The sequence below is a fragment of the Novosphingobium sp. 18050 genome (assembly GCF_902706195.1).
In the GTDB taxonomy this organism is placed as follows: domain Bacteria; phylum Pseudomonadota; class Alphaproteobacteria; order Sphingomonadales; family Sphingomonadaceae; genus Novosphingobium.
The window spans coordinates 14577-29045 of record NZ_CACSJO010000011.1 but is presented as its reverse complement, the minus strand read 5'-3'; the positions used below and the strand labels follow the sequence as shown (position 1 = coordinate 29045).

Sequence of the window (14469 nt, the reverse complement as noted above, 5' to 3'; positions counted from 1 at the left end):
AAGCAGCTTGAGCACCGACCCCGGCAGTCTTGCCCGGCTCAGCATGAGCCTTCCAGCCGAACTGTTTCGCCAGTTGGACGTCATGGTCGAAGAGCGCGGCCTGCCTTCCCGTTCGCAGCTTATCGCCGAGCTGATCCGCCATGCCCTTGCCGAGCATGAGGCGCAGACCCGTCCCGAAGAGATGCTCGCGGGCACGATCACGCTCGTCTACCGGGGAGACCGGGGCCGGGTGCGGCAGCAACTCGCCGAGAGTCAGGCCGAGTATCTGAAAGAAGTCATCTCCTCGCAGCACGTCTTTCTCGAGGATGACCAGTCGCTCGAAGTTTTACTGGTGCAGGGGCCGGCAACCCGGTTGAAAGACCTGTGCGACGCATTGCGCAGCATTCGCGGTGTGCATCAGCTTCAGCTTGTTACCACGACCGCGCTGCTGCCGCCGCTCCACGAGCAGGAAGGCCGTGAGCACGAAGATGCCGCGCGTCCCCGCAAGCCGCAACCCAAGAGCGAAATCGCCGCATGATCGAACGCCGGCTTCTCGCGGAGCCGGAACCGTTCTTCCCGATGTGACGACCGCAGGGATATCATCGCCGCGCTTTGTGTCGATGTGCATTGGCTCTGCGCCGCGCCTACGTCTGTTCAGTATTACAGAATCAACATGACGTAATATTTTCTGATGGACAACCTTTCGAATCGCGGCGATGCTGCATTGCGAAAGGGGACCCGAGTCATGATCGTATCGATCCGTAGAATAGCCAAGGTCGCAATGATGGCGGGAGCGCTTCTCACCGCCGGCTGCTCGCAGACATCAGGCGATGCTTCGGCAAAGCGCACCGAATTCAATATCGGATGGTCGATCTATGCCGGGTGGATGCCCTGGCCCTATGCCCAGCAGGCCGGCATCGTGAAGAAGTGGGCCGACAAGTACGGCATCAAGATCAACATCGTTCAGGTCAACGACTACGTCGAATCGGTCAATCAATACACCGCTGGCAAGCTGGACGGCGTAACCGTTGCCAATATGGATGCCCTGACGATCCCCGCAGCCGGCGGCAAGGATACCAGCGCCATCATTGTCGGCGATTATTCGAACGGTAACGATGGTATCCTGATGAAGGGCTCAGGCGACCTGAAGTCCATCAAGGGCAAGCAGGTCAACCTCGTCGAGCTTTCGGTTTCCCACTATCTCCTTGCGCGCGGCCTGAGTTCGGTCGGCCTGTCGATGAGCGACGTCAAGACGATGAACACCGGCGATGCCGACATCGTCGGCGCTTTCGCCAGCCCTGATGTTACTGCGGCAGTTGCCTGGAACCCGCAGCTGTCCACGATGAAGGCACAGCCGGGCGCGAAGGAAGTGTTCAGTTCGGCCGATATTCCGGGGGAAATTCTCGACCTGCTGGTCGTCGATACCGCCACGCTCAAGGCCAATCCCAATCTGGGCAAGGCGCTCGCCGGAATCTGGTACGACACCGTGGCGCTGATGAAGCGGCAGGATGCCGAGGGCAAGGCCGCGCGCTCGGGAATGGCCAAGCTGGCAGGGGCGACACCGGAGGCTTTCGACAGTCAGCTCACCACAACCTACCTGTATGCCGACCCCAAGGCTGCGGTAGCGGCTACCTCCGCCCCGGCGCTGGTGACGACGATGACGCGCGTGCGCGATTTCAGCTTCTCCAAGGGCCTGTTCAAGGGTGCTGCTTCCGCTGACGCGGTGGGCATGTCGTTTCCGGGCGGCAAGACGCTTGGCGATGCCCAGCATGTGACGCTGCGCTTCGACGACAGCTACATGAAGCTGGCGGCCGACGGAAAGCTCTGACGGCTTTAATCCGGCTTTCTCAAGATGGCCCGATTTTTCAAGATGGCCCGATTTTTCAAGATGGAATGACGAAATGCGTTGGGTGAATCGTCAAATCGGGCGAGGCGACCGTGTGATGCTCGGCGCGTTGCCGATCCTGCTTCTGGCGGTGCTCTACATCGTCATGGCTGCAAGTCGCCACGCCGCAAACCCGGCAGACAAGATCTTGCCCCTGCCGGGCAGCATGGCGCAGAGCATGGCCGCGCTGATCTTCCAGCCGGACCAGCTTACAGGACAGCTGCTGTTCTGGGCGGATACGCTGGCGAGCCTGCAGCGATTGGGTATCGGCCTTGGTATTTCCACGGTCATGGCGATCGTCGTTGGCCTTGCCCTTGGCGCCTTGCCGCCGGTGCGCGCCGCTCTGGGACCGCTGGTGACAGGTATCGCGGTCGTCCCTCCGATTGCCCTGCTGCCCATTTTGTTCATCGCGCTGGGTCTGGGTGAGACCGCCAAGGTCGCCCTGATCGTTGTGGGTATCGCGCCGGTCATGATCCGTGACATCGCGGCCCACGTGGCCGCTCTCCCTAGGGAGCAGATCATCAAGGCGCAGACTCTTGGGGCGAGCAGCTGGCAGGTGATTATCCGGGTGGCCCTGCCGCAGGCAATGCCGCGGCTTCTTCAGGCGATGCGCCTGTCGCTCGGTCCGGCATGGGTGTTCCTGATCTCGTCGGAGGCGATCGCGTCCGACGTCGGCCTCGGCTACCGGATATTCCTCGTTCGGCGCTACCTGTCGATGGACGTGATCCTCCCTTACGTCGCCTGGATTGCGATCCTGGCGATCGTCATGGACGTAACGCTGAATTTCCTGAGCCAGCGGCTGTTCCCCTGGGCGCACGGAGAGAGCCATTGAGCACGCTACTCAGTCTTCGCGACGTGTGGGTCGAATATGGCGACAGGATCGTCATCGAGAAACTGGACCTCGATATTGCGGCCGGATCCTTCGTGTCGATCATAGGGCCTTCGGGTGCCGGCAAGAGCAGTGTCTTGCGCCTCATCCTGGGGCAGGAAGCGCCGACACGCGGCACCATCCTGCTCGACGGGACGCCGCTGGCACCGGAATGCGGCCCCGACCGGGGCGTGGTTTTCCAGCGCTACTCGGTGTTTCCGCATCTGTCGGCGCTGCGGAACACGATCCTGGGCATGGAATGCGAGCAGGCCCCTCTTACGGGACGGCTGTTTGGCGCTGCACGCCGCGCCGCCAAGGACGAAGCTGCCACGATGCTGACGGCGGTGGGGTTGGGTGACAGTATGCACCTTTTCCCCGCCCAGATGTCCGGCGGCATGCAGCAGCGACTGGCGATTGCCCAGGCGCTCGTGAAGCGGCCCCGTATCCTGTTGCTGGACGAGCCATTCGGCGCGCTCGATCCCGGCATCAGGGCCGACATGCACACGCTTATTCGCAGTTTGTGGCGCGACTATTCACTGACCATCATCATGGTAACGCACGATATCCGCGAAGCCTTTACACTGGGAACCCGTGTGCTCGCGCTCGACAAGCGCCGCCATGATCCGCACGCACCCCACCGTTTCGGCGCGACCGCAATCTACGATCTGCCCATGCGCGACCGGACCGAAAATTCTCTCGAAAACCATACGGTATTACCATTGACTGAATAAGTAATAATTGAGAGACCCTGTACATGAGCTCCGAATCCGCAAGCCTCGCCAGGCTCAGCATGAGTCTCCCGGCAGACCTCTTCCGACAGCTTGACACGATGGTGGCAGAACGCGGCCTGCCTTCGCGTTCGCAGCTCATCGCCGAATTGATCCGCCATGCTCTTGCAGAGCATGAATCGCTTACCCGTCCGGACGAGATGCTCGCCGGCACGATTACCCTTGTTTACCGCAGCGAGCGCGGCCGTGTGCGGCACCTGCTTTCGCAGACGCAGGCCACGTATCTCAAGGAGGTCATCTCCTCGCAGCATATCGTGCTGGAGGATGACCAGTCCCTCGAAGTCCTGCTCGTGCAGGGCCCCGCCGTGAGGCTGAAGGAACTGTGCGACGCCATCCGGCGGGTGCGCGGGGTACAGCAGCTTGAGCTTGTCACCACGACTTCGCTCCTGCCGCCTCTGCACGAACAGGAACCCGGCACCTCCAAACCGATCGGAGTGATTTGATGACCGATACTCTGGCGAACCCGCTAGCCGCCCGCGATCACGCGCGGGGCATGGAAGGCACCGTGACCGAGAGCATGCCGATACTGCCTCCGGTGGCTCAAGACCTGCCGCTCGGGGTGGATGGGGCGGATCTGCTGTGGGAAGAAACGATCGCCGCCGGCGGTTATGCCACGCGCCGGCTGTCGCGCGGTGCACGCCTGCGGCTGATCGACTTGAAGGGCGATGCCTGTGCTTCTCTGCTGGTCTTCAATGCGGAGATGCCGGCCGAACGGCTCAACGTGGCGGACACCGTGAAGGTGCAGTGGAACGCCTATCTTGGCGCGGGCAAGCTGCTGCTGTCGGACATGGGCCGCGTACTCCTCAGCATCCTGGAAGACGATGCGGGCACGCATGACACGTTCTGCGGAACGTCCAACGCCGCCACCAATGCAGCGAAGTACGGCGACGGCAGCAATAGCGGCGCCTGCCCCAGCGGGCGCGATCGCTTCTTGCTGGGCGCCGCCAAGCACGGCCTTGGTCGCCGCGACGTGCACCCGTGCGTCACGCTGTTCAAGGGCACGCGGATCGAGGCTGACGGCACGATAACACCGCAGATCGGGCCGTTTGCACCCGGCCGTAGCGTGGTGCTGCGCGCGGAAATGGACGTCATCGTGGTGATCGCGAACTGTCCGCATGTGCTCGACCCGCGTGAGGAGTGGACGGTGACCCCGCTGCGGGCCTCGGCCTGGCGCGGTGCGGTGACGCCGGATGACGATCCGGTGCGTATTGCCACGCCGGAAGGGCTTCGTGCCTTCCAGAATGCCGAAGACTACTTCCGTCGCTGAATAAGGACAGGCTTCAATGACCGCTGATCCCCATCTGTCCAGCCTGGCCGGCGCCGTGATCCACGACGTGGTCGTACCCGCACGGGCGCCGTGGCTGCACCACATCGCTGCCGGCCAGACACTTCGCATCGTCGACCTCGAAGGTAATCAGGCCGTCGATTTTCTGCTTTATTCGGCTCACGACGATGCCGAGCGTTACAGCGCTCAGGATACCGTTTCTGCGCAAGGGAACCTGTTCCTGCGCGCCGGCACAGCGCTGTTGTCCAACGAGGGACGGCCTATGATGACCATCGCGGCAACCTCGGTCGACTATCACGACACCATCGGCGGGGCCTGTTCGTGCGAGTCCAACACCCTGCGCTATGGCCATCATACCAAGGCCGAACACGCCTGCGTCGAGAACTTCCTTGAGGCCAATCTCACCGAGGGCCGGGGCAAGCGGGACATCGTCTCCAACATCAACTTCTTCATGAACGTACCGGTCGAGCCGGACGGGTCGCTGGGCATCGTCGACGGTATTTCCGCGCCGGGCCTGACTGTTGACCTGCGTGCGGAAATGGACGTCGTCGTCGTCGTCTCCAACTGCCCGCAGGTCAACAACCCCTGCAACGGTTTCAACCCGACGCCCGTGCGCATGATCGTTACCGCCGCATGAGCTTCGACACCGTTCTGATCGCGAACCGGGGCGCGATCGCCACCCGCATCATCCGCACCCTGCGGCGCATGGGCCTCAAATCCGTTGCCGTCTATTCCGAGGCCGACGAGGGATCGAACCACGTTTCCGAAGCGGACGAGGCCGTCTGCATCGGCGGCGCGCGGGCGTCCGACAGCTACCTGAACGTTGCCGCGATCCTGGAGGCTGCCCGCAAGACGGGTGCCGGGGCGATCCATCCGGGCTACGGCTTCCTGGCCGAGAACGTCGAATTTGCCGAGGCCTGCGCGGCAGCCGGCATCGTCTTCGTCGGTCCCACCACGCAGAACATTCGCACTTTCGGCTTGAAGCACAGCGCCCGCGCGCTGGCCGCTGCCCACGATGTTCCGCTGGCGCCGGGCACCGGACTGCTCACAGACGAGGATGAAGCAGTTCTGGCCGCGCGCCAGATCGGCTTCCCCGTGATGCTGAAGGCGACAGCGGGCGGCGGCGGTATCGGCATGCGCGTGTGCGAGGACGAGCAGGCACTGCGCGAAGGGTTCGCAGCTGTTGCCCGGCAAGGTCAAAGCAATTTCGGCGATGCCAGCGTCTTCCTCGAAAGCTACATCAGACGCGCGCGTCACATCGAGGTCCAGCTTTTCGGTGACGGCGAGGGCCGGGTCATGGCGCTGGGCGAACGCGACTGTTCGCTGCAGCGGCGCAACCAGAAGGTTGTTGAGGAAGCACCCGCGCCGCTCCTGCCGGAAAGCGTGCGTGCGCAGCTTATCGGCGCCGCAGTCCGGCTTGGGGAAGCGGCGCACTACCGGTCGGCGGGAACAGTCGAATTCCTCTATGATGCCGACCGTGAGCAGTTCTTCTTCCTGGAGATGAACACCCGCCTGCAAGTGGAGCACGGCGTCACCGAGGCGGTGATGGGCATCGATCTGGTTGAGTGGATGGTGCGCGGCGCTGCCGGTGACTTCGCTTTCCTCGACCGTGAAGCGCCGACCCCGCAAGGCCATTCGGTGCAGATGCGCCTTTACGCGGAAGACCCATCGCTCGACTATCGGCCGACTTCGGGCACGCTTACAGCACTGGAGTTCCCGTCCGACATCCGTGTCGAGACATGGTGCACGTCGGGCAGCACGGTCAGCGCCTGGTACGATCCCATGCTGGCAAAGCTGATCGTCCACGCGCCGACCCGCGCCGAAGCGGTCGAGGCCGCTCAGGCTGCGCTCGACGGGAGCCGGGCGGACGGCATCGAGACGAACCTGCGCTGGCTGCGCGACGTGGTGCGCTGTCCGGCATTTGTCAGCGGCGAAGTTTCGACCCGCGTGCTCGACGCCATCGCCTATGAGCCCCGTTCGATCCGGGTGGTGAGCGGGGGTACGGCAACGACCGTGCAGGACTGGCCGGGCCGTCAGAAGCTATGGGCCGTCGGGGTGCCGCCATCGGGGCCGATGGACGACCAGTCGTTCCGCCTTGGAAACCGGCTGCTTGGCAACCCCGAAGGCACGGCAGGTCTGGAAGCGACCGTGACGGGGCCGACGCTGGCTTTCGTGGCACCTGCGCGAATCTGCATCATGGGCGCCGATTTCGGCGCGACACTAGACGGCGCGCCGGTTTTGCGCGGCGTTCCCATCGAGGTAGGCGCCGGGCAGACGCTGGCCATGGGCCGCGCCTCGACAGGAGGCATGCGCGGATATGTGCTATTCGCCGGCGGTCTTGATATCTCGCCTTATCTGGGCAGCCGCAGCACCTTTGAACTCGGCCAGTTCGGCGGTCATGGCGCGCGCCGGCTGCTGGCAGGCGACACGCTGCATCTGGGCGGCGAGGGCACCGATGAAGGCCTGGCTTCGGTAGTCTTGCCGGAAATCTCGACTGACTGGACCTTGCGAGTCCTTTATGGCCCGCATGGCGCACCGGACTTCTTCACGGACGATGATGTCCAGTCGTTCCTCGCGGCCGAATGGCGCGTCCACTACAACAGCAACCGCACGGGTGTGCGCCTTATCGGCCCCAAGCCGCGCTGGGCCCGCACGGACGGCGGTGAGGCGGGGCTGCACCCCTCCAACATCCACGATAACCCTTATGCAATCGGCGCCGTCGATTTCACCGGCGACATGCCGATCATCCTTGGCCCCGATGGTCCTTCGCTGGGCGGGTTCGTCTGCCCATTCGTGGTGATCGCTGCCGACCGCTGGAAGATCGGACAGCTGACACCCGGTGACAGGCTGCGCTTCGCGCCGGTGAATATAGCGGATGCGACCGAAGCGGATGCGGCGCAGCGCAAGCTCGTCGGAACCGGCGACGTGCCCGCACCGACTCAGGCCCGCGCGGTGGAAACGCTGTCGCCCATTCTGGCCGAGATCGCAGAAGAGCCCGGACGGCCGCGCACCGTCTATCGCCAGCAGGGCGACCGGAACATCCTGGTCGAATACGGCCCGATCGTACTCGACATCGAACTGCGCATCCGGGTTCAGGCCCTGATGACGGAGCTGGAACGACTGGCGCTGCCCGGCATCATCGATATCGTCCCCGGTATCCGCTCGCTCCAGCTGCACTTCGACGGCGAAGCGATGGGCCCGCGATCTGCCCTGGCAACGCTCATGGATGCCGAGGAGCGACTGGGCGATCTCGAGGATTTCACGATCCCCTCGCGCATCGTGCACCTGCCCCTCAGTTGGCGCGATCCGGCGACGATCGAGACGATCGAGAAATACATGGCGACCGTGCGCGACGATGCGCCGTGGTGCCCGGATAACATCGAGTTCATCCGCCGCATCAACGGGCTGGACGATGTCGCCGCCGTGGAGAACCTGATCTTCGAGGCGAACTATCTCGTCCTGGGTCTGGGCGATGTTTACCTCGGCGCGCCGGTGGCGACCCCGGTCGATCCCAGACACCGCCTTGTCACCACCAAGTACAACCCGGCGCGCACCTGGACGCCGCCCAACGTCGTGGGCATCGGCGGCGCCTATATGTGCATCTACGGCATGGAAGGACCCGGTGGTTATCAGTTGTTCGGCCGGACCATCCAGGTCTGGAATACCTATCGCCAGACGGATGCCTTCACCGAAGGCAAGCCGTGGCTGCTGCGCTTCTTCGACCAGATCCGCTTCTATGCGGTGAGCGCCGAGGAACTTGCCGACTGGCGCCGCGAGTTTCCGGCCGGACGCCGCTCGATCCGTATCGAACCGTCCGAATTCCGCCTTGCCGACTACCGCGCCTTTCTGGCCGAGAACGCAGCGGGCATCGGGGAATTTCAGGAACGGCGACAGGCCGCGTTCGATGAGGAGCGCGCCGAATGGCAGCGGCGCGGCGAGTTCGATCATGCCGCCGATCTGGCCGAGGTCGATGTGCCCGAAGAGGCCGCGATCGATCTTCCCGATGGATCGGACCTCGTCGAAGCGCCTTACGGAGGCAGCGTCACGCGGCTACTCGTCGCCGCTGGTGACGAGGTCGAGGCAGGTGACAAGATCGCAGTCATAGAGGCAATGAAGATGGAAACTTCGGTGGAAAGCCCCGGCAAGGGCACGGTTTCGGCACTCTACATGCGCGAGGGGCAGTCGTTGCAACCCGGCGCACCGATGCTGGCGCTGAGGCGGCACGCATGACCGAATTGGCCCTTACGCTGAAGCGCCTCAGTGCGAGCGGGATCGCCGCCGCCGTCAATGCGGGACGGACCAGCGCCGTGGCAGTCGCCGAGGATACTCTGGCCCGCGCCACCGCCTATGACGCTGTCCAGCCGCAGATATGGATCAGCCGGGCGGCGCGCGAGGACCTTCTCGCCGCGGCGCGCGCCATCGACGCTCGCATTACTGCCGGAGAAGCGCTGCCGCTGGCGGGTGTACCCTTCGCGGTGAAGGACAACATCGACGTTGCGGGCTTCGAAACGACGGCTGCCTGCCCCGCCTTCGCCTATCGTCCCGAGGGCTCGGCCGGGGTGATCGAGCGCCTGACGGCGGCTGGGGCACTGTGCATCGGCAAGACCAATCTCGACCAGTTCGCCACCGGGCTGAACGGTTCGCGCAGTCCATACGGCATTCCCCGCAATGCTTCCAACCTCGGCTATGTGAGCGGAGGGTCCAGTTCGGGGTCGTCCGTCGCGGTTGCGGCGGGGGTCGTGGCGTTCGCACTGGGCACCGATACCGCCGGTTCGGGGCGTGTGCCTGCCGCGTTTAACCATCTGATCGGCCTGAAGCCAACCAAGGGCCGGTGGAGTACGCGCGGTCTGGTCCCTGCCTGCCGCACGCTTGATTGCATCACCGTCTTCACCGACGATATTGCGGACGCGCGCCTTGTCGATCAGGTCGTGGCGGGCTTCGATCCGGCCGATCCTTACTCAAAGCCGCTGGCCGACATTCCGCTCGGGCAAACCCGCATCGGCGTACCGCGCCGCAGCCAGCGCAACTGGTTCGGCGATCCGGAATCCGAATATCTCTACGACCGCGCGCTGGAAAACCTGGCCGCGCGGGCGGAACTGGTGGAGATTGACTACGCGCCGCTGCAGGAAGCCGCGCAGCTTCTCTACGGCGGCCCGTGGGTGGCCGAGCGGACCGCCGCCATGGCCGGCATTCTGGCAAGCAATCCAGATGCCATCGATCCTGTCGTCCGCAGCGTCGTCGAGCCGGGCACCGAGGTGAGCGCGGTCGACCTGTTCGGCGGCATCTATCGCCTTGCAGAGATCAAGCGCCACGCGGACGAGCTTTGGGAAACCATCGACATGATGGCATTCCCGACGACCGGCGCGACGTACCGTGTTGCGGAAATGCTGGCTGCACCAGTTGCGCTCAACAGCAATCTTGGAGCCTATACCAACTTCGTGAACCTGCTGGACATGGCCGCGCTGGCCGTTCCCGCGGGGATCCGCGCGAACGGCACCGGCTTCGGAATCACCCTGATCGGCCCGGCGGACAGCGACCGCGCCCTGCTCGAAGCGGCGGACGCCTATCTCGGCGCCGCAGACCTTCCGTCTCCACCACCACTTGATCTTGAGGGAAAGATGCAAACAGTGAAACTCGCCGTCGTAGGCGCTCATCTGAAAGACATGCCGCTCCACTGGCAGCTTACCTCGCGCGAGGCCACGTTTGTCGGGGCGTTCGATACCGCACCCACCTACCGGCTCTATGCGATGGCGGACAGCGTGCCTCCCAAGCCCGCACTGGTGCACAGCGAGGATGGCGCACCGATCAAGGTGGAGGTGTATGAAATGGGCGTCGCCGAATTCGGTAGCTTCGTGGTCGACGTTCCCGCACCGCTCGCGATCGGCACCGTTACGCTGGCCGACGGCAGCAGCGTCAAGGGCTTCGTCGCCGAACCGCGTGCGCTGGCCGGTGCTGAGGATATTACCAGCCTTGGCGGATGGCGCGCCTATATCGCGCGCGGGGCGTAATCCAGGCGGCATACTTCGGAAAAACCAAAGGGGGAAAACATGCGCAAGTTCGAGCTGATGGTTCTGGCGGCGGCGGCCGGGATCGCCGCCATTTCGCCTGCCGCTCATGCCGAGGGCGAGCAGGTCATTACCGTGCCGGGCTTTGCGGATTTCCTCGCGGTAGACGGCAAGACGGTCTGGGCCACCAACAAGGGGCGGGTGGAACACTGGGCCCGTAAGGGCAAGATCGCCGAAGTTGCCATGGACCACCCCTGCGGCGCCATGACCATCGCCCACGGCGCGCTCTGGGTCGCCGATTGCGAGAAGGGCACGCTCAACCGGATCGACATACGGACGGCGAAACTGACCGCCACGATCCCCACCGGGATCGCCAATCCCAAGGGCGAGCTTAACGTCGCGGCCGGCGCCGGCTCGATCTGGGTCGCCAGCGACGACAAGGGCGTGATCGCGCGGGTCGATCCTGCCAGCAACAGCGTCACGGCCTCCGTCACCGTGGACCCGGGCACATGGTATCTCGCATTCGGACACGGATCGCTCTGGGCCGTCAGCGCCGCGCAGCAGTCCTTGCAGCGCATCGATCCCAAAACGAACACCGTTACGGGAAAGACGGCGCTGGGCAAGGAACCCGGCTTTCTCGCCGCTGGTGAGGGCGCGGTCTGGGTGCAGGAACAGGGGGACGGCACCGTCGCCCGCATCGAGCCTGCCAGCGGTGAGTTGACCGGCCGGATCAAGGTCGGCGAAAACCTGAAGTGGGGCGATATCGATACGGGCAGCGGAAAGGTCTGGCTGCGCACTACCGAAGATCAGGTCTTTGTCGTGATCGATGCCGGCACGCTGGCAATCGAACATCGCATGGGCAAGGCCGCGGGAAGCGGTGCGCTGCGTTATACGCGTTCGGGTTTATGGACCTCGGCTCATGACGAGCACACCCTTTCCTGGTGGCCCAAGTCTGTCTTGAAGCCTAAACCGGGAAGTTAGCGGCGCCTCGACCCCGCCCGGTCATACCCGAACTTCATGCCATAATGGAAATTCCGCCGAATGGCGCATTTCCATCAATTTCACCTATGACTGGGCGACAAGGTCGGACTACTCTCGACGAGGATTGGCGACCGGTCTTACGACAGCCGGGATTCGCTTCGTTGGGATAGAGGCTGCATGCGCGAACGAACGCCGTTGATCGACGAGAAATTCGCCAAACGTGTCGACTGGAATTTGCTGCGCACCTTTGTGGACATCGTCCGGGCTGGCGGTATCGGAGCCGCCGCGAGGCAGCTGAACAAACAGCAGCCGAGTATCAGCGCTGCACTCAAGCGGCTGGAGGACCACGTAGGCGCCACTTTGTTGCACCGGTCCGTCAACGGCGTTGAAATGACGGCTGCCGGCAAGGCGCTCATGGCGCTTTGCGAGGATATGCTGGAGGCTGCCCGCATGGTGCCGCACCAGGTTGCCCAGGCTACGCGGCGCGTCGAGGGCATCGTTCGTATTCAGATCGTGTCGGGTATCGTTTCCGACGAATTCGATCAGGCCTTGGCGAGTTTTCACAGGCGCAACCCGAACATTCATATCGAAATCCGCGTCTCGCCCTGGAGGCAGGTGCTCGATGCGCTTGAGCACGGCGAAGTCGAGGTTGGCATCGGCTATGACAGCAGCGTGCGGGGAAGCCTTGCTTATGAGCCATTGTTCGTGGAGCGGCAGCAACTCTACTGCGCTCGCAGCCATCCTCTTTTCGGCTATCGCATCAGTCAGCCCAAGGAGCTGAAAGGCGAAGCCTTCGTCCTCACCGGAGAGGACGAGATCGAGGCTATCACGCATATGCGCCGCCGTTATGGACTGGGCACGCAGGTGACCGGGCTGGCTGAGGATATAAACGAGGCCCGTCGACTGATCGTTTGCGGCGTCGGCATCGGTTTCCTGCCGGTTCCTGCGGTTCAGGCCGAGGTGGCAAGGGGCGCGCTGTGGCCGCTGCTTCACGCGGATTTTGAACCTTCCTACGACATTTTCCTCCTCGCCCGATCCGAACCGGCACGCGATACCGCCACCCAGCTCTTCATGGATGAGGTCTTCCGGCGCATTCGTGTGCAGCGCAGGTCATAGGTTCCATCTATGTCTCCCATCGCAAATTTACCTCTGCCTTGATGACCATTCCTTGCCCAGTCTCGGAAATACCGAGCAAGGGGAAGAACGCGAATGAGGCCAAGAGCGATTTTCCAGTCCATCACCGGGAAAGGGCTTGCCCGTAGCGCCGCGATAATCGGCGCATTCGGGCTGAAGGCCATTCTTGGGGGCATTGAAGCCCGGGCGCAGGCAATCGGCGGTGCGTCGCGCCAAAGGCGTGACCGTTGATGCGGCTCATGCGTTTCGATGCGAAAGTATTGGCAGTCGGCGGCGCGGCTTTGATGACGGTATTTGCCCCCGGCGCAATGGCCACCCCGGATGCTGATACGAAACTGGTCGCGTGTGGGGAGGCAAGCTGCCTTCTCGTATCCGGTCGCCGCGATGATGCGGCATCGGACGTCAGTATCAATGGTCATCCGGTGGCGGTTGAGGGGCAGCGGGCCTGGCGGGTCAGCCTCCCGGTCGAGACGATCCGCGAATGGTCCTTGCCACGAGCGCGGACGATCGACGTGACGCTTATGGACCCGCGGACAGGTGATCAAACAACCAGCCGGGCCGGCCTTCCGATCGGTTTGCTGGGCCATGTCACGGATTTCGCCGCACTGGTCATCGGCACCCGATAGATTCCAGGCTTAAGCGCTTTATGGGTCGGGTGCGGGTCATCCGATCATCTGATTGTCAACTTCTCGGCCTAGCGCTATGAGGGGCCGGTCGCCGTTAGAGCGGTCCTCGATATGTGTTCAGGAGAAGATGATGAAGATCGGTCTTTTGGCCCTGGTGCCGTTCGCCTTCGCCGCCGCAGCCTCGGCAGCGCCCAACGAAAATCCTTTCGCCCACGATCGTGCCGTCGTCCAACTCCAGGGTCTCGATCTCGCCACCGTGGAAGGCCAGCAGCGTCTGTCCATCCGCATGGACCAGGCCGCGCGCGCCGTTTGCGGCGATCGTCTGTCGACCGTGCACCTCGCGCTCGAACAGCGGGCAAGTGAGTGCCGGACCGCCGTGAAGGCGGATATCAAAGCGCGTATCGAGGCCCGCATGGCAGATGCTTCCGGCGTTTCAAAGGTTCAGCTCGCTTCCGCACGCTGAGCTTAGCCAGTTCCACACCAGGACGGACGGTCTTTTCGGAGGCGGTGCGCGGGCTTGCGCGCCCGCTGCCCCGCCCAGCTGGGTCTTCGGTGGCATAGGACGCCGAACGATTAAGCTCGCCAGACAATCGGCAGGCAGCCGATGTGGCTGGGTAGTCGAATCCGCCGTGACCTGTCGCTGAGTCAGCTCGGCGCGGGCCTCGACCGCCGAATGACGCCGATCTTCAACGCCTGGCCCGCTGCATCTTCTCGCTATCGAGGATGGCATGGGGAGTGCCGCCACGGCGCTGCAGGACACGAAGCGGCGGCCGTCCTGCCGGGTTGATTTTCGAAGATTTGCGCGTTCGAACCCGCACCTCGAACGCGTCCGCGCAAATCCGCGCGCGCATGTGGCGATAGAGGAAGAGCGTGGTTCCGACGCGATCCGCGAACTGGCCGGCGCGACTGAGCGCCGTT

Annotated in this window: 13 protein-coding genes; all 13 read left to right on the top strand. The window is 63.7% G+C overall.

The features are described from left to right. Positions 1–7 precede the first annotated feature (7 nt). The 13 genes from GVL61_RS12445 to GVL61_RS12385 all read left to right on the top strand — a co-directional run bounded on the left by GVL61_RS12445 (position 8) and on the right by GVL61_RS12385 (position 14014). Complete coding sequence (locus GVL61_RS12445; protein WP_159980482.1) at positions 8–517, top strand: CopG family ribbon-helix-helix protein; 510 nt, start codon at positions 8–10, stop codon at positions 515–517. 207 nt (positions 518–724) lie between these two features. Continuing rightward, a complete protein-coding gene (locus GVL61_RS12440) occupies positions 725–1807 on the top strand; it encodes a putative urea ABC transporter substrate-binding protein (RefSeq protein WP_159980480.1) in 1083 nt (360 codons plus the stop codon). 73 nt (positions 1808–1880) lie between these two features. Next, the gene (locus tag GVL61_RS12435; RefSeq protein ID WP_159980478.1) at positions 1881–2696 is read left to right on the top strand and encodes an ABC transporter permease; all 816 of its coding nucleotides are present in this window, start codon (positions 1881–1883) and stop codon (positions 2694–2696) included. Continuing rightward, entirely contained in the window at positions 2693–3463 is a 771-nt protein-coding gene (locus tag GVL61_RS12430) for an ATP-binding cassette domain-containing protein (protein WP_159980476.1), read from the top strand. The genes GVL61_RS12435 and GVL61_RS12430 overlap by 4 nt, the downstream gene beginning before the upstream one ends. 23 nt (positions 3464–3486) lie before the next feature. Further along, entirely contained in the window at positions 3487–3963 is a 477-nt protein-coding gene (locus tag GVL61_RS12425) for a CopG family ribbon-helix-helix protein (RefSeq protein WP_159980474.1), read from the top strand. Next, a complete protein-coding gene (locus GVL61_RS12420; protein WP_159980472.1) occupies positions 3963–4787 on the top strand; it encodes an urea amidolyase associated protein UAAP1 in 825 nt (274 codons plus the stop codon). The genes GVL61_RS12425 and GVL61_RS12420 overlap by 1 nt, the downstream gene beginning before the upstream one ends. A gap of 16 nt (positions 4788–4803) precedes the next feature. Next, complete coding sequence (locus tag GVL61_RS12415) at positions 4804–5442, top strand: urea amidolyase associated protein UAAP2 (protein ID WP_159980470.1); 639 nt, start codon at positions 4804–4806, stop codon at positions 5440–5442. Next, positions 5439–9035 (top strand): urea carboxylase, encoded by a 3597-nt coding sequence (uca, locus tag GVL61_RS12410; RefSeq protein WP_159980469.1) that lies wholly within the window; start codon positions 5439–5441, stop codon positions 9033–9035. Before GVL61_RS12415 ends, uca begins: the two co-directional genes overlap by 4 nt. Further along, positions 9032–10813, top strand: coding sequence for an allophanate hydrolase (atzF, locus tag GVL61_RS12405; RefSeq protein WP_159980467.1), 1782 nt, complete (start codon positions 9032–9034; stop codon positions 10811–10813). Before uca ends, atzF begins: the two co-directional genes overlap by 4 nt. Positions 10814–10852: 39 nt before the next feature. After that, entirely contained in the window at positions 10853–11791 is a 939-nt protein-coding gene (locus GVL61_RS12400) for a YncE family protein (protein WP_159980465.1), read from the top strand. A 177-nt stretch (positions 11792–11968) separates the two neighbouring features. Further along, a complete protein-coding gene (locus GVL61_RS12395) occupies positions 11969–12907 on the top strand; it encodes a LysR family transcriptional regulator (protein WP_159980463.1) in 939 nt (312 codons plus the stop codon). Between the two features lie 248 nt (positions 12908–13155). Next, complete coding sequence (locus GVL61_RS12390; RefSeq protein WP_235037662.1) at positions 13156–13551, top strand: hypothetical protein; 396 nt, start codon at positions 13156–13158, stop codon at positions 13549–13551. A 130-nt stretch (positions 13552–13681) separates the two neighbouring features. Next, positions 13682–14014 carry a UrcA family protein gene (locus GVL61_RS12385; RefSeq protein ID WP_159980461.1) on the top strand — a complete coding sequence of 111 codons (333 nt, stop codon included), beginning with the start codon at positions 13682–13684 and terminating at the stop codon, positions 14012–14014. The last annotated feature ends 455 nt before the right edge of the window (positions 14015–14469 follow it).

Excerpts from the sequence above, each read along its gene's own strand:
- GVL61_RS12425 (WP_159980474.1), top strand. The coding sequence starts at position 3,487 with ATGAGCTCCGAATCCGCAAGCCTCGCCAGGCTCAGCATGAGTCTCCCG.
- GVL61_RS12440 (WP_159980480.1), top strand. The coding sequence starts at position 725 with ATGATCGTATCGATCCGTAGAATAGCCAAGGTCGCAATGATGGCGGGA.
- GVL61_RS12415 (WP_159980470.1), top strand. The coding sequence starts at position 4,804 with ATGACCGCTGATCCCCATCTGTCCAGCCTGGCCGGCGCCGTGATCCAC.
- GVL61_RS12395 (WP_159980463.1), top strand. The coding sequence starts at position 11,969 with ATGCGCGAACGAACGCCGTTGATCGACGAGAAATTCGCCAAACGTGTC.
- GVL61_RS12385 (WP_159980461.1), top strand. The coding sequence starts at position 13,682 with ATGAAGATCGGTCTTTTGGCCCTGGTGCCGTTCGCCTTCGCCGCCGCA.
- uca (WP_159980469.1), top strand. The coding sequence starts at position 5,439 with ATGAGCTTCGACACCGTTCTGATCGCGAACCGGGGCGCGATCGCCACC.
- GVL61_RS12390 (WP_235037662.1), top strand. The coding sequence starts at position 13,156 with ATGCGGCTCATGCGTTTCGATGCGAAAGTATTGGCAGTCGGCGGCGCG.
- GVL61_RS12420 (WP_159980472.1), top strand. The coding sequence starts at position 3,963 with ATGACCGATACTCTGGCGAACCCGCTAGCCGCCCGCGATCACGCGCGG.
- GVL61_RS12435 (WP_159980478.1), top strand. The coding sequence starts at position 1,881 with ATGCGTTGGGTGAATCGTCAAATCGGGCGAGGCGACCGTGTGATGCTC.
- GVL61_RS12400 (WP_159980465.1), top strand. The coding sequence starts at position 10,853 with ATGCGCAAGTTCGAGCTGATGGTTCTGGCGGCGGCGGCCGGGATCGCC.
- atzF (WP_159980467.1), top strand. The coding sequence starts at position 9,032 with ATGACCGAATTGGCCCTTACGCTGAAGCGCCTCAGTGCGAGCGGGATC.